Origin of the sequence: Nitratireductor kimnyeongensis (assembly GCF_019891395.1) — a bacterium.
In the GTDB taxonomy this organism is placed as follows: Bacteria; Pseudomonadota; Alphaproteobacteria; order Rhizobiales; family Rhizobiaceae; genus Nitratireductor; species Nitratireductor kimnyeongensis.
The window spans coordinates 866489-883522 of the sequence record NZ_CP078143.1 but is presented as its reverse complement, the minus strand read 5'-3'; the positions used below and the strand labels follow the sequence as shown (position 1 = coordinate 883522).

The following is a 17034-nucleotide window of genomic DNA, read 5'->3' as shown; positions in this document are numbered from 1 at the left end:
TCTATTGGCTCAATGCATCAGTTGAAACTTGGGGGCTGACTGAGGTCCGGCATTGTCGGCTGTTCAGGCGGGCTTTCCTCGTCAGCGTCCTTTGGTGATGCGCCAATTGGTGGGAGCCCGCCGAGCCCCGGTAGCTGCAAGCCGTTGTCTTGTTGGCCGTCCCCGTCATTTTGCGTAGACGGCGGGGAGCCGAAGGGGGATCCCCCCAAACCGCCCGGCAGGCCAAAACCGGGCCCTCCGGAACCGTTATCGCCGAAGGACGGGATATTGATCTCGACCTCGTTCGGATCAACGGTGCTCTCCTGCTTGTAGTGCGTCACAAGGCCGGGAAACGTAATCACCAGAATGATCATCAGAAACTGGATGATGATGAACGGTATGGCGCCCTTGTAGATTTCCGTTGTCTTGATGGCGGGCAGAATGCGCCCGGAAACTTCGTCTTTCCATTCTTTCATCGGTGCGATGGATCTCAGATAGAAAAGCGAGAAGCCGAAGGGTGGCGTCAGGAACGATGTCTGTAGATTGATGCCGAGAATGACCCCGAACCAGATCAGGTCGATGCCCAGCGTCTCGGCAGCCGGCACCAGAAGCGGGACCATGATGAAAGCGATCTCGAAGAAGTCGAGAAAGCAGCCCAAAATGAACACGATGACGGTCACGGTGAGAAGGAAGCCGGTTTCCCCGCCAGGCAGTGCCAGAAGCAGTTCCTCGATCCACACATTGCCGTTGATGCCGTAGAAGGTAAGGCCGAACACTCGCGCGCCGATCAGGATGAACATCACGAAGGCAGCAAGCTTCGTGGTGGCGTCGAGCGCCTGTTTGAGGACAGAGAAGGATAGTCTGCGCTTGACCAGCGCGAGAACGAGTGCGCCGGTCGCGCCCATTGCACCGCCTTCAGTGGGCGTTGCAATGCCAAGAAAGATCGTTCCCAGCACGAGGAAGATCAGCGCCAGCGGCGGTATCAGGACGATCACAACCTGCTCAGCGAGACGGGATAGGATGTTGAGCTTCAAATGGCGGTTGGCAAGGCTAAACGCGAGCGCGAAAAGCGTGGCCGTCGTTGCAGCCCAGACCAGCCTCACCTCGCTACGCATGTCGGCAAACAGCGTGTGATAGGTAGCGAAATAGATCGCGACTGATGCCGCAATGAGCAAGACCAGTGATGTTACGCCGCCGCCGAGTGTGCGGGTTTCAGGGGGCAGAGCCGGCGCCCAGCTGGGTTTGATGATCGTCACTGCGAAGACCAGCAGGCAGTATGCCCCAATAATGGCGAGTGCCGGCAAAAGGGCGCCCACATACATGTCTCCGACGGATCGTCCAAGCTGATCGGCCATGACGATCAGGACGAGCGAGGGAGGCACGATCTGCGCCAGCGTTCCGGATGCGGCGATGGTGCCGGTCGCAAAGCCGCGATTGTAGTTGTAGCGCATCATGATCGGCAGTGAGATGAGGCCCATGGCGATAACCGATGCCGCAACGACACCCGTCGTGGCGGCAAGCAGAGCGCCGACCAGCACGGCCGCATAGGCGAGCCCGCCACGCACCGGGCCGAAGAGCTGGCCGATCGTGTCAAGCAGGTCTTCTGCCATCCGGGAGCGTTCTAGGATCAGCCCCATGAAGGTAAAAAATGGAATGGCGAGCAGCGTGTCGTTGTACATGATCCCGTAGATGCGCTCGGGATGTGACTGGAGCAGCGGCCAGAAAAGACGGATCTCGCTGGAGACATGGGAGAGCTCCACGCCAAAAACGAAAAAAAGAAGGCCGCCGGCGGCGAGAGTGAACGCCACCGGGTATCCAACGAGCAGCATCGCCATCACGGTGACGAACATGATGGGCGCGAGATTGTGCGCGATCAGGTCAATCATCGCGCTTCTCCTCCATCTCAATGGCTGCTTCGGCTGCCGGATGGATCTCGTGTTGAGGGGTAGGTTCGTCGATCAGTCCGCGCAGGACCGCATATCGCTTGACGATTTCGGATATGGCCTGCGCCGTCAAAAGAACGAAGCCGGCGAGTACCATGAACTTGGCCGGCCAGATGATCAGACCACTCGCATTGGCGGAAATCTCGCCAGAAAGGAAAGAGCGTCTGAACCAGGGCCAGCTCAACCAGACGATCAGGGAGACGAAGGGGAGCAAAAAGAATACGTGGCAGAAGAGGTCGATCCAATCCCGCGTCCGCTTCGAGAACAGGCTCGAAATGATATCGATGCGAATGTGCTCATTGCGCTGCAGAGTGTAGGCGGATGCGAGCATGAACACGGTGCCATAGAGGTACCATTGCAGCTCAAGCAGGCTGTTGGATGCCCTCGGTATCGGCAGATAGGCAGGCAGGCCGTTACCGAGAAACCGAATGATGGCGTTGTAGGCTGATACCAGTACCGCAACAAGGATCAGCCAAGAGACCTGCTTGCCGATGAATTGGTTGACAGCATCAATGAGGCGCGAAAGGCCAAGAAGCCCCGCCATGCTTTCCTCCCAGCAATGTGTTCCCCCCGGATCGTTTTTGTGATTCTCGGGTCTTATGCTTTGTCTTGCATCTTCAGCCTGCCTTCAAGTGAGCCAAAAGTCGACATTGAAGGCTCAGACAAGGCGATACAGGGCAGTGCTAAAGCTGTTGCAGCCGCATAAACACAGCCAAATCGAACAGAGGTTGCAATTCCGGGCTCCTTGCAGTCAGCGGTCTGGACAGTTGTGTTTGTGCGTGTATTGATAAGTTTCCGCTGCGCTGGGGAGGTTGTTGCCGGCGCTGTAGTACAGTCGAAGAGGCCGTTCCGCGGCCCTTTTTTTCGCTTGATGTTCTATTGGGAGGTATTCATGGATCGTCGTTCTTTCCTAGGGAAAGCAGGACTGGCCGCCGCAGGGGCGGGTGCTGCCACATTCGCCACGCCGGCGATTGCGCAGGGCAACCAGACCTGGCGCATGGTCACCACTTGGCCGAAAAATTTTCCGGGCCTGGGCGTTGGCGCTCAACGCCTTGCAGATCGCATCACGGCAGCTTCCGACGGTCGGTTGACCGTGCAGGTCTACTCTGCAGGTGAGCTTGTTCCGCCGCTGCAGTCGCTCGATGCCGTCATCGACGGTTCGGCTGAGATGAGCCACGGCGCAGCTTATTACTGGCAGAACAAGAGCCCGGCCCTTTCCTTCTTTACGGGTGTGCCTTTCGGCATGACCTCGCGTGAGATGGCGGCTTGGGTCCGCTATATGGGCGGTCAGGAAATCTGGGACGAGATTTATGACCAGTTCGGCGTTCAGGGCTTCCTGTCCGGCGATACGGGGACACAGGCTGGTGGCTGGTTCCGCGAGGAACTGACGGGTCTGGATTCCGTAAAAGGTCTGCGTTTCCGCACACCTGGCCTCGGCGGCCGCGTATGGGAAAAGCTTGGCGCGACGGTTACGAACATGGCTGCCGGCGAAATCTTCCAGGCGCTTCAGTCGGGCACGCTCGATGCGGCTGAGTTTGTCGGTCCATACAATGATCTGGCACTTGGCTTCTATCAGGTGGCCAAGAACTATTACTTCCCGAGCTTTGTGGAACCGGGTCTGGCGACCGAGCTTGTGGTCAACAAGGCGAAATACCAGGAACTGCCCTCTGACCTGCAGGCGATCGTCAAGGATGTCTGCCAGGCGGAGTATGATCAGGTGGCCTCGGATTTCTACGCCAATGACCCGCGTGCCCTGAAGACGCTCGTCGATGAGCATGGCGTCAACGTTCGCCAGTTCCCCGACGACATCATCGAGGCAGGCGCAAAGGCTGCAACCGAGATTCTCGGTGAGCTGCGCGACTCCGATGACGCTCTGACGAAGAAGACGACCGAGAGCTTCATCGAGTCGCTGAACATTCTGCGCACCCGTACGGAAGGCACCGACGGTGCTTTCGTCGAGGCTCGCAAGAAGTACTTCTCGATCTGATCCGGATCAAGGTCGACGAAAAAGCCCGGCTTTTGCCGGGCTTTTTTGTTGTCTGCTGTTCGAGAGCCTAGCTGTAGATTGCTCTGGGCAACCAGGTGGCGATCTCGGGGAACATGAACATGATCGCTATGGCCAGGAGCTGCAGCAGCACGAAGGGGAAGACCCCCTTGTAGATCATGGACGTCTTCACTGAATCGGGCGCCACTCCGCGGAGATAGAACAGTGCGAAGCCGAAAGGTGGCGTGAGAAAGCTTGTCTGCAGGTTCACGCCGACAAGAACGCCAAGCCAGACCGGATCGACATCGAGCGCAAGCAGGATCGGTGCGGTGATCGGGATAACAATGAAGATGATCTCGAACGTGTCGAGAATGAAACCCAGCAGGAACATGATGAACATCACCACGGCGACCGCCGCCAGCGTGCCGCCGGGCAGGTTGGCGAGGAACTCATGCACCAGATTATCGCCACCCATCAGGCGGAAAACGATGGAAAACACCGAAGCGCCGAACAGGATGATGAACACCATACAGGTGATGGAGGCCGTGGCGATTGCCGTTTCCCGCAGCACGGCAAAGGAGAGTCGCCAGCGCAGCGCGGCAAGCACCATCGCGCCGACAGCGCCCACGGAGGCGGCTTCTGTCGGTGTTGCAATGCCACCGAGGATGGATCCGAGTACGGCCATGATGAGCAGCAGCGGGGGCAAGAGCGCGACTGCGACCTCTCCCAGCAGTTCCTTCTTCTCTTCCGCGGGAACCGGGGTGGCTGGACAGGAGGCCGGATCGAAAATCGCTTTCAGGAGCGTCCATCCGAGATAAAGGCCGACTAGCAGCACACCGGGGAGAAGAGCGCCCGCGAAGAGGTCGCCCACCGATACAGGAACCGGGGCGAAGTTGCCCTTGGCCATTTGCACCTGCGCATTGATGCCCGAAAGCATGTCGCCCATGAAGATGAGAACAGTGGAGGGCGGGATGATCTGGCCGAGCGTGCCCGACGCGCAGATGACGCCGGTCGCAAGCCGGGGATCATAATTCGCGCGCAGCATTGCCGGCAGCGAGATCAGGCCCATGGTCACAACGGTGGCGCCCACCACGCCGGTGGATGCGGCCAGAAGCGCGCCCACGATGATGACAGATATGCCAAGCCCGCCCCGCAGATTGCCGAAGAGCTTGCCCATGGTCAGAAGCAACTGCTCGGCGATCTTGGAGCGCTCAAGCATCACGCCCATGAAAATAAAGAGCGGGACAGCAACAAGCACCTCATTGGTCATGTAGCCGATATAGCGGTTTGCCAGGCTGCCGAAATTCGAGGGATCGAACACGCCGAACCACATGCCGACAAGACCGAACATGAGCGACACGCCGGCCAGCGTGAAGGCGACGGGAAAGCCCAGTAGAAGAAAGCCGATAATGCCGAAGAACATGAGCCCCGAAAGGAGCTCGCCAATCAGAACCGGATCCATCAAACGTTCGCCTCCGGCTGTTCGTCGTCACTGATTTCGTAGCGCAGGCCTTCCGGTAACAGGTCTTCCCTGTCACTCAGGACCAAAATCGAGCGCAGCGCCATTGCTAGGCCCTGCAGAGCAAGCAGAACGGCAAAGCCGAGTATGAAGGCCTTTAGAATGAACAGCCCTGGCATGCCGCCCACATTGGCGGATGCTTCTCCCAATCGCCAGGCACGGCTGACGAAGCTCCAACCGTAGTAGAAAACGATCCAGGAGAATGGGAAAAGAAAGAGGATCACACCGATCAGATCCACGATCGCTTTGCGTCGGGTGCTGGCTGGCCTGTAGAAAATATCCACCCGCACGTGGTCGTTTCTGAGAAGAGCGAAACCGGCGACGGCTGTAAACATCGCCCCGTTCAGCCAGATGTAGAGATCCTGCATCCATACAAAACTGGTTGAAAAGACGTAACGTTGAACCACAACGGTGAAGCAAACCAAAACGATGGCCAGCGACAGCCAGGAAAAGACATTGCCGACAAGGGCGTTAAGACCGCTGATTGCGCGGACCAGAAAAGCTATTGCGCGCACGGTCAGTTGCCTCCGCCGTTGGCGCGCACGGCGTGCAGCGCTTGATGGTATGCCATATGGCCCTCTTGCGTTTCCCCTATGCGGGCGGAAGTTGTTTCCTGTCCTACCCTGCAACCTGACAACCAGGCAGCGATTGATTAGCAGCTTTGCTTGCGCTGAAAAAGTAACCTGGTGGGAAAAGTAGCCAATTTGCCTGTCGATCCGAAGTCCCGACCCTAAATAATGAAGTGTATAGGCTGTGCGGATGGGTGCGTTCGGGGACCATGCACGTATGCTCCGGTCAGATTCGTGCGCCGTTCATGCGGCTCGGCTAATAAAATGTCCTTGAAAATGCCATGTCCTGTTCTGGCGTTGCTCATTGTTGCGGAGCCCGCAAATTCGTTTGACGGGATGCCGGGCGGATAGAAAACTACCCTTGCGGAAACGTTCCCGACCGTGATCCGCAGAGGAGGAATTGTTATATGACGCTTCACGACGTCACGCTCGATGACAAGTTCGATTTAACGAAGGAGCGCATCTTCGTATCCGGCGCGCAAGCGATCGTGCGGATGCTTCTGATGCAGCGTGAGCGTGACCGACGTGCTGGACTGACTACTGCTGGGTTCGTTTCCGGTTATCGCGGGTCGCCCATTGGCGGTCTCGATCAACAGCTCTGGAAGGCGAAAAAGCAGCTTGAGGCGTCGAATGTGATCTTCCAGCCCGGTCTGAATGAGGAACTGGCGGCCACCGCCTGTTGGGGGTCTCAGCAGACCGAGCTTCTTGGCGAAGGCAAATATGACGGTGTCTTCAGCGTCTGGTATGGCAAGGGCCCGGGCGTAGACCGTTCCGGCGATGTGTTTCGGCATGCCAACCACGCAGGCTCATCGAAACACGGTGGTGTGCTGGCGCTTATGGGCGATGACCATACTGCCGAGTCCTCAACGGTCGCCAATGCCAGCGAGTTCGCTTTCGTCGATGCCATGATCCCGATCCTGAACCCTGCCGGTGTCCAGGAACTGATAGACTACGGTCTTTACGGCTATGCGCTGTCGCGTTTTGCCGGCACCTGGACGGCCATCAAATGCGTCAAGGACAACATTGAATCGACCGCTGCGGTCGACGTGTCGCTCGAGCGGCTGAACATCGTCACGCCCGAATTCGAGATGCCGCCCGGCGGTCTGAACATTCGCAACGAGATCAACATGCTTGGGCAGGAGGCGCGACTCTACGACTTCAAGCGCGCCGCCGCCGCCGCCTTCATCCAGGCAAACAACCTCAACCGCATCATCTATTCAGGCGGTGCGAAAGCAAAGATCGGCATTGTCACACTCGGCAAGAGCTATCTCGACACGCGCCAGGCACTGGATGATCTCGGGATCGATGAGGCCCGTGCCAAACAACTTGGCATCCGCCTCTTCAAGGTCGCCTGCCCATGGCCTTTCGATGTCGAGCACATGCGCGAATTCGCGCGCGGCCTCGAGATGGTGATCGTGGTCGAGGAAAAGCGCTCGCTGATCGAAGTGCAATTGCGCGAGAATCTCTACGGGACAGCCAATCAGCCAGAGATCATCGGCAAGGTGGACGAGAAAGGCGGGCGCCTTTTTGCGCCCACGGCCGCGCTTGATCCCAATGAGATCGCCATCGCCATCGGCGAGCGCATTCTGCGCGTGATCGGACCGTCGGAGGAGATATCCGCTCATGTGTCGCGGCTGCGCCAGTTTCAGGCGATGCTTGCGGATACCCAGGATGTCTCGGGTCGCACACCCTATTTTTGCTCCGGCTGTCCGCACAATACCTCAACCAATGTTCCCGAGGGCTCGATTGCCGGTGGCGGTATTGGCTGCCATTTCATGGCCACCTGGATGGATCGTTCCAACATAGGCTTCACCGCGATGGGCGGTGAGGGCGCCCAGTTCATCGGTCAGGCGCCCTTCTCGAAACGTGAGCATTTCTTCCAAAATCTCGGTGACGGCACCTACAATCATTCCGGTTCCATGGCGATCCGGTTTGCAATCGCTTCGGGCGCCAACATTACTTACAAGATCCTCTACAATGATGCCGTTGCCATGACGGGTGGCCAACCGCATGAGGGTGGGCTCACCGTCGACATGATCGCCGATCAGGTGCGCGCGGAGGGGGTGCAACGCATCGCCGTGGTCAGCGATGAGCCTGAGAAATACGCTGGGGCCGTGAGCTTTCCTCAGGGCACCACGATCAACCACCGCGACGATCTCGATCAGGTGCAGCGCGATCTGCGCGAAGTGAAGGGCGTTTCCGTCCTGCTTTACGATCAGACCTGTGCCGCCGAGAAGCGGCGTCGGCGCAAGCGTGGCACGTTCCCTGATCCGGACAAGCGCGTCTTCATCAACGAACTCGTGTGCGAAGGCTGTGGTGATTGCGGGGTCAAGTCGAACTGCGTTTCGGTGCAGCCGCAGGAAACCGAGTTCGGCCGCAAACGCCGGATCGATCAATCGAGCTGCAACAAGGATTTCTCCTGTGTGAACGGTTTTTGCCCGTCTTTCGTGACGGTGCACGGCGCCAAACTCAAGAAGGCAAAAGGCGCAACCGGCGCCAGTGACCCGCTGGAAGGTGTGCCCGAACCAACCCAATATGATCTCGCGCGCGGCTGGTCTGCAGTGGTGGACGGGATCGGTGGAACGGGTGTCGTGACCATTGGAGCGATCGTCGGCATGGCAGCGCATCTGGAAGGCAAGGGCGCTGGCATCATCGACATGGCGGGGCTCGCGCAGAAGGGCGGTGCGGTTTTCACCCACCTCCGGGTCGCCAAAACACCGGAAGACATTCACGCCATTCGCGTCTCCGCCGGGGAGGCGGATCTCGTTCTTGGTTGTGATCTGGTGGTTTCCGGCGCGAAGAAGGTTCTCGCAGCGGCCCGTCAGGGGCACACGCTTTTCATGGCCAATACGGCAGAAGTTATGCCGGGAGATTTTGCTCGCTCGGCAGATTTTTCGCTTCCGACCGAGCGCCTGAAAAAGGCGATCCGCGCCGCGGTCGGCGAAGATAAGGCGCATTTCTTTGATGCCACGCGCACGGCCAGCGTTCTCTTCGGCAATTCGGTCGGGGCCAATATGCTCATGCTCGGCATGGCCTACCAACTTGGAGGTCTGCCAATCTCTGCCCAAGCCATCGAGAAAGCGATCGAGCTCAATGGTCAGGCGGTACGCATGAATGTTTCCGCCTTCCGGTGGGGACGTCGCGCGGCACATGATCCAGAGTTTGTGAGCCAACTGGTCGCTAAATCTTCCAATGGCGATATCCGGCGTCCTGTTTCGCAGACACTCGATGAGATCATCGATCGGCGTGCAGCCTTTCTGACCGGTTATCAGAACAAGGCTTATGCGGAGCGCTATCGCAGCCGTATCGCCCGTTTGCGCGCCGCGGAAGAAAAGGCTGTGCCGGGTTCCACCGCCGTGACGGAGGCCGCGGCGCGGAACCTGTTCAAGCTCATGGCCATCAAGGATGAGTACGAGGTGGCCCGCCTCTACACCGATGGTGCCTTCAAGCGGCAGCTCGCTGCGGAATTTGAAAGCTATGACCGTCTCGAATTCCATCTCGCCCCGCCCATGCTCGGGCGGCGCGACGCCGCCGGCCACCCCAAGAAGTCCAATTTTGGGCCGTGGATGATGACGGCCTTTCATCTCCTGGCGCGTTTGCGGGGCCTGCGCGGCACTGCTTTCGATCTTTTTGGCCGCACACAGGAGCGTCGGATGGAGCGGCGCCTGTTGTCCGAATATGAAGGTGACCTTGATCGTATCGAGACGGTGCTTTCTGTGGAGAGAGCGAATGCCGCCGCGGCGCTGGCATCGGTCCCCGCTCTCATTCGCGGATATGGTCACATCAAGGAAGCCAACGCGGCGAAAGCGGCGCAGGAACGAGCAAGACTGATCCAACGTCTGGAAGATGGTGAAAAGGAAGATCCGTTGCTGAAAGCAGCAGAATAGCCGGCTTGCTTTAAGCAGCAGGTTGATAAGCTTTACTAAACCTTTCTTAATGCTGTTGTGGCATACCTTCCCGGTCAATCGGGCTCATGCGGTGAAAAACAGCAGGAATAGCATACCGGAAGACGTCTACGTTGGGTACATCCGCTCGTTGTTTCAGGACGTCGGCGTGCTCCCCATTGGTGCGGCTTGCTATGGTCTGATAGCTATTCTTCTTTACTACAAGACCGGCCATTCTGCTTTCCTTGTTTTTGGTCCGGCGATGTTCATTGCGGGTGTTTGGCGCTATTTCAAGATTACCCGCGTCGATCATTCATTGATCTCCGACTATCCGTCAGCGCTTGCCTGGGAGGCGCGATATTTATGGTGGGGTAGCCTCCATGGATTTGTCGTGGGCGCGTTTGGATTCTTCGCCACTGCATTGTCGGAAGACAATTTCAGCGAGCTCGCAGCCGTCTCGGCCATCCTCAGCGGAACGATCACGATTGCCGGACGCAACTACGGTTCGCACAAGATGGTGTCGATCCTGACGCTGACAATTGTGTTTCCAATGGCGCTCGGACTGATGCTGAAAGGCGATTTATATCATTTCGCGCTTGGGCTTTTCATCGCGCCATTCATGCTGGTCGTGACCAAGATGGCAGATCTGGTGCGCACGGTTCTCTTCACTGCTATCAGTGAGGAAAAACGCTCGACCCGGCTGGCGCAGCGCTTCGATCGCGCGCTCAACACGATGCATCATGGCCTGCTCATGTTGAACAACGAGGAGCGGGTGGTGGTGAGCAACACTCAAGCGGCAGAGATGCTTGGGTTCAAGTCCTCAGAACAGATGCTGGGACGGACGCTGAAATCACTGCTCATGCGCGGTGTGGCGAGCGGGCTGCTTTCGGAGAGAGATTATGCTTATGCCGAGGAGCAGCTTTCGCGGGCGCTGCGTGAAGGGCGCAACCGCAAGGTGATGCTGCGCATGACCAATGGGCGGCATTTTGAGTTCGCTGCACGCGAAGGTCATGATGAGGTGGGTGTTCTCACCTTTGAGGAGGTGACAAGTCGTGTCGAAGCAGAAGAGAAAATCCGTTTCATGGCGCGCTATGACAGTCTTACCAGCCTGCCCAATCGCGCGTATTTCCATGAGAAGGTAACGGAAGCGATGGCAGCAGGCGATCAGGATCGCCTCTGTGGTCTTGCGGTTCTTGATCTGGATGATTTCAAATCAGTGAACGATACGCTTGGCCACCCGGTCGGGGATGGTCTTATCTATGCCGTGGCGGAGCGCCTTTCCGCGTTTGCGAAACCCAATGTCCGCATCAGCCGGTTCGGCGGCGACGAGTTCATGGTCTATTTCAATCAGGTGGCTGATGAAGAGGAGTTTTCCCGACAGTTCGAGGAAATTTTCGCATCGCTCGCCGGTGAGGTCGATGTAGCGGGACATGCGATGCGCATTCAGGCCAGCGGTGGAGCCGTGGTCGCGCCTGTTCGTGCAAGTGATGTGGACTCCATGATCGTCAAGGCGGATCTGGCGCTCTTCCGGGCCAAGGAATTGGGCAAGAATGCCTGGAGCCTTTTCGAAACCGAGATGGATATCGCCTTCCGAAACCGGCAGGTGATGAAGGCCGATCTGCGCAATGCCATTGAAGCGCGTAGCCTGCGTGTCGTTTATCAGCCAATCGTCGATGCTGCCACAATGCGGATTACGAGTTGTGAAGCGCTGTGTCGCTGGGACCACCCGGATCTGGGACTTGTCTCGCCGGCGGTTTTTATACCGCTCGCCGAGGAAATGGGGCTTATATCCGAGATCAGTACGATTGTGCTTGAGGCAGCCTGTGAGGAATGCGTGAAATGGCCGGAGCATGTGGGTGTGTCCGTCAATTTGTCAGCGAAGGACTTCCGCTCAGACGCGGTTGTCGGCAAAGTCGAGCGTGCTCTCAACAGCGCGGGATTGAACCCGGATCGTCTCGAGATCGAGGTGACGGAGACCGCACTTCTGAACGATACGGAAGCGACGGTTCGCTACATCAATAGCTTGAAAAAGCTTGGCGTTCGCATCGCGCTGGACGACTTTGGGACCGGATATTCCTCGCTCAGCTATTTGCACACCCTGCCGCTCGACAAAATCAAGATCGACGGTAGCTTTGTCGCAAATCTGAAGGAAGGTGAGCGCTCGCTTCACCTTCTGCAAGGCGTGGTTGAACTCTCGCGCAAACTGGGCCTTGCCGTGACAGTGGAAGGCGTCGAGCGCTTCGATCAATTGAAGCTGCTCGAAAGCTCGGTCAAGCCTGATCTCTTGCAGGGGTTTCTGTTTGGTCCGGCCTTGTCGGCATCGGGCATTGAAACCATGGCTGAAATGAAACATCTTTACTCACCGGCTCAGCTCGAGCGCCAGAAACGTCTATCCAACTGACTTTTCAAACCATTCTCTCATGCAACTCACATGTGCATAAACCTTTTGTTAAGGTTAATAAAACCTGAACAGATTGATTACGAGTTTCAGCTTTACATCGCTGGTCATGCGGCTACGCTTAACTGTACGAGAAGTGGTAGAAGTCGACGTGGGGCATGCGGCAATGGTCATGAGTACCGGCCTGGTCGGACTGAAACCGGGAGCTGAACGCTTCGTTGGCGAACCGTCAAGGAAGTCTTCCAGCTTCATCGATGGCGTGATGGCGCTACTCGAGCGCACCGAGTATCGCCGGTGCGAAACAGGCGAAGACCGTGAAGAGATCTTTCATCTGCGGTACCGTTCCTATCGCGCGCATGGTTTCGTGCCGGAGACGAAGGGACAGATCGTTCAGGACGATCTGGACGATCTTCCCAATTGCTACAATTTTGCCGTTTACATCGACAAGCGCCTCGTCAGCACGGTGCGGCTGCATCAGATCGACCGGGAAAATCCGCTTGGGCCTGTAACCAAGGGGTTCGGGGATATCATGTCACCGCTGATCGAGCAGGGTGACACCTGCATCAACCCCAGCATGCTTGCTGCTGATCCGGAGCTTGCGCGCGAATACCGCGCATTGCCCTATGTGTCCTTGCGTTTGGTGATTGCCGCCTATGAGCATTTCCGCTCGACCTATTGCGCCTGTCTTATCCGCCAGGAGCACACCGCATTCTATCGCCGGATTTTCGGGGCCCGCCAGATGAGTCCGGAGCGTATCTATCCGCCCATCAGCATTCCACTGATGTTGTTTGGAGGGGTTTGCGCGAAAGAATTTGGTCCCATCGTGGAGCGGTTTCCCTTTTTTCTTTCGGCTCGGTCGGAACAGAGGCTCCTTTTCGAACGTGGCAGTGCCCATCACACGCCCCCTCTCACCGTTCTCCCCACAGCGAAATACTCCAAGCACGCGGCCTGACACATGCCGCGCTCCGCGCGACTGCTTGCCGCTCGCGGGAAGCCGGGTTATCGAAGTGGTATGAGCACAAAACGGGACACGGCTGCAGAAACGATCTGGGCTGCCGAACTTACGGATGAGGAACTGGACCGCGCCCGGCGCGGGCTGACGGAACGAACCTTTTCCAAGGGCAGCTACATCTGCCATCGGGGAGACCGCCTCGATCACTGGACGGGCGTTACCGAAGGGCTCATCAAGATCAGTGCCATCTCGGCTGCCGGTAAGGCGATGACCTTCGCCGGCGTGACGGATGGCGGCTGGTTTGGGGAAGGATCGGTGCTCAAGAACGAACCACGGCAATATGATGTCGTGGCGATCCGCGACACGAGGCTTGCCATGCTGTCACGCTCAAGTTTTCTTTGGCTCTTCGAAAACAGCACCGGTTTCAACCGCTTTCTGGTTCGCCAGCTTAACGAACGCATGGGGCAGTTCATTGCCACCATCGAATATGACCGCATTCTGGGTCCCACCGCCCGTGTCGCGCGCAATCTTTCCTGGTTCTTCAATCGGACGCTCTACCCGCGCGCGGGAACGACCATTGAAATCAGCCAGGAAGAGCTCGGCCTTCTGGCCGGCGTGTCGCGTCAGGTGGTCAATCGCGCCTTGCGTGCGCTGGAGGAGGAAGGTCTGCTCAAGGCAGAGCACGGCCGCATCACCGTGGTCGATGCCGGTGCGCTGAGTCACTACGAGTCCTGATCCCGCAGACCTCATCATTCTTCATTATTGTTGTTTGAACTTTGGACTGACCGTCGCTTTAGACTTTGGTCGGAGCAGGCGCCCTGCGCCCTCGAAACACTCGCATCCGCGCACACAATGCCGTTAGTATAAAGGCAAACTGATCGTCTGTCTGTCAAGGGGCGTGTTGATCGGTTGCGGGTTTCGTGGAACCCTCAAACCAATCAAGAACCGGTTCTGGGAGGAGCCGGGAAAACAGCGGTCAACCGCTGACATCGGGAGGAAGCGACTTGGCGCATCATGACGCGTCTAGGGATACGTTTGCCAAATATCTGCTCTGGAATGCCGAGCGGTTTGGTGACCGGCCGGCGATGCGCTTCAAGGATTACGGCATCTGGCAGAGTTGGAGCTGGGCAAAGCAGCTGGAGGAGGTGCGCGCTTTTGCACTTGGTCTCCAGTCGATCGGCCTGAAACGGGGCGACAAGATCGCCGTCATCGGTTCCAACCGGCCGAGGCTTTACTGGACCTTCGCAGCCGCCCAGTCCCTGGGCGCAGTACCGGTGCCGGTCTATGCCGATTCCGTCGCCGAAGAGATGGCCTATGTGCTCAACCATGCCGAGGTCACCTTCGCTGTCGTCGAGGATCAGGAACAGGTAGACAAGGTTCTGTCCATTTCCGACGAGGCGCCGCTTCTGACCGAGATCGTCTATGACGAGGAGCGCGGCCTCAGGGATTACGATCACACCCATCTCCATGCCTATGATCATTTGCGTGAAGAGGGCTTTCGTCGTCTCGCCGAGGAACCGGAGGCCAATGCCAACTGGCTGACTGAAATCGAGAAGGGGCGCGGCGCTGATCTATCGGTGATGCTCTACACCTCAGGCACCACCGGCCGGCCCAAGGGCGTGATGCTGTCGAACGACAATTTTGTCCGCTCCGCCATCAATGGCAACGCCTTCGACGATCTGACCGAGGACGAAACGATCATCGCCTATCTGCCCTTGGCCTGGGTGGGCGATCACCTCTTTTCCTATGCCCAGTCCTACACGGCGGGTTTTTGCGTCGCGTGTCCCGAAAGCCCCGAAACGGTGAACGAGGACCGCCGCGAGATCGCGCCGACATATTTTTTCGCGCCGCCGCGCGTCTTTGAGGCGATGCTGACCGCGATCATGGTGCGGATGGAGGATGCCGGAAAAATAAAGAAGGCCATGTTCGACCATTTCCTCGCCCATGCGGCCAAGGTGGGTGAGCGCATTTTGAATGGCGAACAGGTGGGGCTTCTCGATCGGCTGAAATACGGGCTCGGGGAGTTCATGGTCTACGGCCCGCTGAAAAACCGCATGGGTTTTTCGAAGATGCGGGTCGGCTACACGGCGGGTGAGGCTATCGGACCGGAGCTTTTCTCCTTCTACCGCTCGCTTGGTCTGAATCTCAAACAGCTCTACGGCCAGACGGAAGCCACCGTCTACATCACCGCACAGGAGGACGGGAAGATCCGTCCCGACACGGTCGGTCTGCCGTCGCCCGAGGTCGAGATCCGCATCGCTGAGAGCGGCGAGGTCATGTACCGTTCGCCGGGCGTTTTCGTCGGCTACTACAAGAACGATGAGGCAACCCGCGAAACCAAGACCGAGGATGGCTGGGTGCACACAGGGGATGCCGGCTTCTTCGACAGCGACGGGCAGCTCAAGATCATCGATCGCGCCAAGGATGTCGGCAAGCTTTCCGATGGCGCTCTGTTCGCGCCGAAATACATCGAGAACACGCTGAAATTCTTCCCCGACATTCAGGAGGCGGTGGCGTTCGGCCATGGGCGGGAATTCTGCGCGGCCTTCATCAACATCGATCTGCAGGCGGTCGGCAACTGGGCCGAGCGCAACAACATCGCCTATGCGTCCTATCAGGAGCTGGCCGGGCATCCGCGCGTCTATGAGACCATCGCCGCCCATGTGAATGAGGCCAATCGCAGGCTCGCTCGCGAACCGCTCATGGCGGCCTCCCAGATCAGGCGCTTCCTTGTTCTGCACAAGGAGCTCGACGCCGATGACGGCGAATTGACCCGCACCCAGAAGGTGCGCCGCAAGTTCATCGCCGAGCGCTATGGCGAGCTGATCGAGGCGCTTTACGATGGTTCGACGGAGAAATTTGTTGAAACCCAGGTCACCTATGAGGATGGCCGCAAGGGCATCATCCGCGCGACGGTGAAGATCGTCGATGCCGAGATCCACGCCGTTCCGGCAGAGATTGCAAGGGAGGCTGCCGAATGAACCCGCGCCCGGATCCCGGTCAGCTTGCTGCTGCCGATGACGGCATCGCCCGGGGCGGCGTGCTTCTCGATGTGAAAAATGTTTCGCTCGCCTTTGGCGGCGTGAAGGCGATCACCGACATTTCGCTCAATGTTCTGAAAGGCGAAATCCGCGCCATCATCGGCCCGAACGGTGCCGGCAAGACGTCTATGCTCAACGTCATCAACGGCTTCTACACGCCGCAGCAGGGCACCATCATCTTTCGTGGGCGCGAGCGTCGCTCCATGAAGCCGCATCAGGCGGTGGGGCAGGGCATCGCCCGCACCTTCCAGAACGTCGCGCTCTTCAAGGGCATGTCGACGCTCGACAACATCATGGCCGGCCGCTCTGTCCGGATGAAGCGCAACATTGGCTGGCAGATGCTCTGGCACGGGCCGGCATTGCGCGAAGAGATCGAACACCGCGAGAAGGTCGAGGAGATCATCGATTTCCTCGAGATCCAGCACATTCGCCGCACACCGGTGGGCAAACTGCCCTATGGCCTGCAAAAGCGCGTCGAGCTTGGCCGCGCGCTTGCCATGGAGCCGACGCTTCTTCTCCTCGATGAACCCATGGCGGGCATGAATCTTGAGGAAAAGGAAGACATGAGCCGCTTCATCATCGACGTGAACCAGCAGCGCGGCACAACCATCGCGCTGATCGAGCACGATATGGGCGTGGTCATGGATCTGTCCGACCGCGTGGTGGTGCTCGATTACGGCAAGAAGATCGCCGACGGCCCGCCCGACGAGGTGAAGAACAATCAGGACGTGATCGACGCCTATCTGGGCGTCCCGCACTAGAGGC

At 58.2% G+C, this 17034-nt stretch carries 12 protein-coding genes; 7 read left to right on the top strand and 5 right to left on the bottom strand.

The features are described 5' to 3' along the window. Positions 1 to 17: 17 nt before the first annotated feature. Together KW403_RS04145 and KW403_RS04140 are read right to left on the bottom strand one after the other, a co-directional pair. Positions 18 to 1865, bottom strand: a complete 1848-nt coding sequence (locus KW403_RS04145) for a TRAP transporter large permease (RefSeq protein WP_223021490.1) — start codon at positions 1863 to 1865, stop codon at positions 18 to 20. Next, complete coding sequence (locus tag KW403_RS04140) at positions 1858 to 2466, bottom strand: TRAP transporter small permease subunit (RefSeq protein WP_223021489.1); 609 nt, start codon at positions 2464 to 2466, stop codon at positions 1858 to 1860. Before KW403_RS04140 ends, KW403_RS04145 begins: the two co-directional genes overlap by 8 nt. A 348-nt stretch (positions 2467 to 2814) precedes the next feature. Here KW403_RS04140 and KW403_RS04135 point away from each other — a divergent pair, with 348 nt between their 5' ends. After that, complete coding sequence (locus tag KW403_RS04135) at positions 2815 to 3909, top strand: TRAP transporter substrate-binding protein (protein ID WP_223021488.1); 1095 nt, start codon at positions 2815 to 2817, stop codon at positions 3907 to 3909. A 67-nt stretch (positions 3910 to 3976) separates the two neighbouring features. Here KW403_RS04135 and KW403_RS04130 read toward each other — a convergent pair whose 3' ends face one another. Both KW403_RS04130 and KW403_RS04125 read right to left on the bottom strand, forming a co-directional pair. After that, complete coding sequence (locus tag KW403_RS04130; protein ID WP_223021487.1) at positions 3977 to 5368, bottom strand: TRAP transporter large permease; 1392 nt, start codon at positions 5366 to 5368, stop codon at positions 3977 to 3979. Continuing rightward, positions 5368 to 5940, bottom strand: a complete 573-nt coding sequence (locus KW403_RS04125) for a TRAP transporter small permease subunit (RefSeq protein WP_223021486.1) — start codon at positions 5938 to 5940, stop codon at positions 5368 to 5370. Before KW403_RS04125 ends, KW403_RS04130 begins: the two co-directional genes overlap by 1 nt. Before the next feature lie 461 nt (positions 5941 to 6401). Here KW403_RS04125 and KW403_RS04120 point away from each other — a divergent pair, with 461 nt between their 5' ends. Continuing rightward, positions 6402 to 9881: an indolepyruvate ferredoxin oxidoreductase family protein gene (locus tag KW403_RS04120; RefSeq protein WP_223021485.1), complete on the top strand. Its 3480-nt coding sequence runs from the start codon at positions 6402 to 6404 to the stop codon at positions 9879 to 9881. Positions 9882 to 9927: 46 nt separating this feature from the next. Here the strand turns inward: KW403_RS04120 and KW403_RS19325 are convergent, their stop codons facing one another. Further along, positions 9928 to 10191 carry a hypothetical protein gene (locus KW403_RS19325; RefSeq protein WP_246637885.1) on the bottom strand — a complete coding sequence of 88 codons (264 nt, stop codon included), beginning with the start codon at positions 10189 to 10191 and terminating at the stop codon, positions 9928 to 9930. Between the two features lie 78 nt (positions 10192 to 10269). Between KW403_RS19325 and KW403_RS04115 the strand changes: the two genes are divergently transcribed. The 5 genes from KW403_RS04115 (at position 10270) to KW403_RS04095 (ending at position 17030) form a co-directional block, all read left to right on the top strand. Further along, a complete protein-coding gene (locus KW403_RS04115; RefSeq protein ID WP_246637884.1) occupies positions 10270 to 12279 on the top strand; it encodes a putative bifunctional diguanylate cyclase/phosphodiesterase in 2010 nt (669 codons plus the stop codon). Positions 12280 to 12448: 169 nt separating this feature from the next. Then, complete coding sequence (locus KW403_RS04110; protein ID WP_223021483.1) at positions 12449 to 13228, top strand: N-acyl amino acid synthase FeeM domain-containing protein; 780 nt, start codon at positions 12449 to 12451, stop codon at positions 13226 to 13228. A gap of 60 nt (positions 13229 to 13288) precedes the next feature. Further along, on the top strand, positions 13289 to 13963 hold the full coding sequence (locus tag KW403_RS04105) for a Crp/Fnr family transcriptional regulator (protein WP_223021482.1): 675 nt from the start codon (positions 13289 to 13291) through the stop codon (positions 13961 to 13963). Between the two features lie 269 nt (positions 13964 to 14232). Next, on the top strand, positions 14233 to 16209 hold the full coding sequence (locus tag KW403_RS04100) for an AMP-binding protein (protein WP_223021481.1): 1977 nt from the start codon (positions 14233 to 14235) through the stop codon (positions 16207 to 16209). Beyond that, positions 16206 to 17030, top strand: a complete 825-nt coding sequence (locus KW403_RS04095) for an ABC transporter ATP-binding protein (RefSeq protein ID WP_223021480.1) — start codon at positions 16206 to 16208, stop codon at positions 17028 to 17030. Before KW403_RS04100 ends, KW403_RS04095 begins: the two co-directional genes overlap by 4 nt. Positions 17031 to 17034: the final 4 nt, after the last annotated feature.

What these genes read in the sequence shown, in the direction of transcription:
- KW403_RS04145 (WP_223021490.1), bottom strand. Translation starts at nt 1,865, where the DNA reads ATGATTGACCTGATCGCGCACAATCTCGCGCCCATCATGTTCGTCACC.
- KW403_RS04140 (WP_223021489.1), bottom strand. Translation starts at nt 2,466, where the DNA reads ATGGCGGGGCTTCTTGGCCTTTCGCGCCTCATTGATGCTGTCAACCAA.
- KW403_RS04135 (WP_223021488.1), top strand. Translation starts at nt 2,815, where the DNA reads ATGGATCGTCGTTCTTTCCTAGGGAAAGCAGGACTGGCCGCCGCAGGG.
- KW403_RS04130 (WP_223021487.1), bottom strand. Translation starts at nt 5,368, where the DNA reads ATGGATCCGGTTCTGATTGGCGAGCTCCTTTCGGGGCTCATGTTCTTC.
- KW403_RS04120 (WP_223021485.1), top strand. Translation starts at nt 6,402, where the DNA reads ATGACGCTTCACGACGTCACGCTCGATGACAAGTTCGATTTAACGAAG.
- KW403_RS19325 (WP_246637885.1), bottom strand. Translation starts at nt 10,191, where the DNA reads ATGATCGACGCGGGTAATCTTGAAATAGCGCCAAACACCCGCAATGAA.
- KW403_RS04110 (WP_223021483.1), top strand. Translation starts at nt 12,449, where the DNA reads ATGAGTACCGGCCTGGTCGGACTGAAACCGGGAGCTGAACGCTTCGTT.
- KW403_RS04105 (WP_223021482.1), top strand. Translation starts at nt 13,289, where the DNA reads ATGAGCACAAAACGGGACACGGCTGCAGAAACGATCTGGGCTGCCGAA.
- KW403_RS04095 (WP_223021480.1), top strand. Translation starts at nt 16,206, where the DNA reads ATGAACCCGCGCCCGGATCCCGGTCAGCTTGCTGCTGCCGATGACGGC.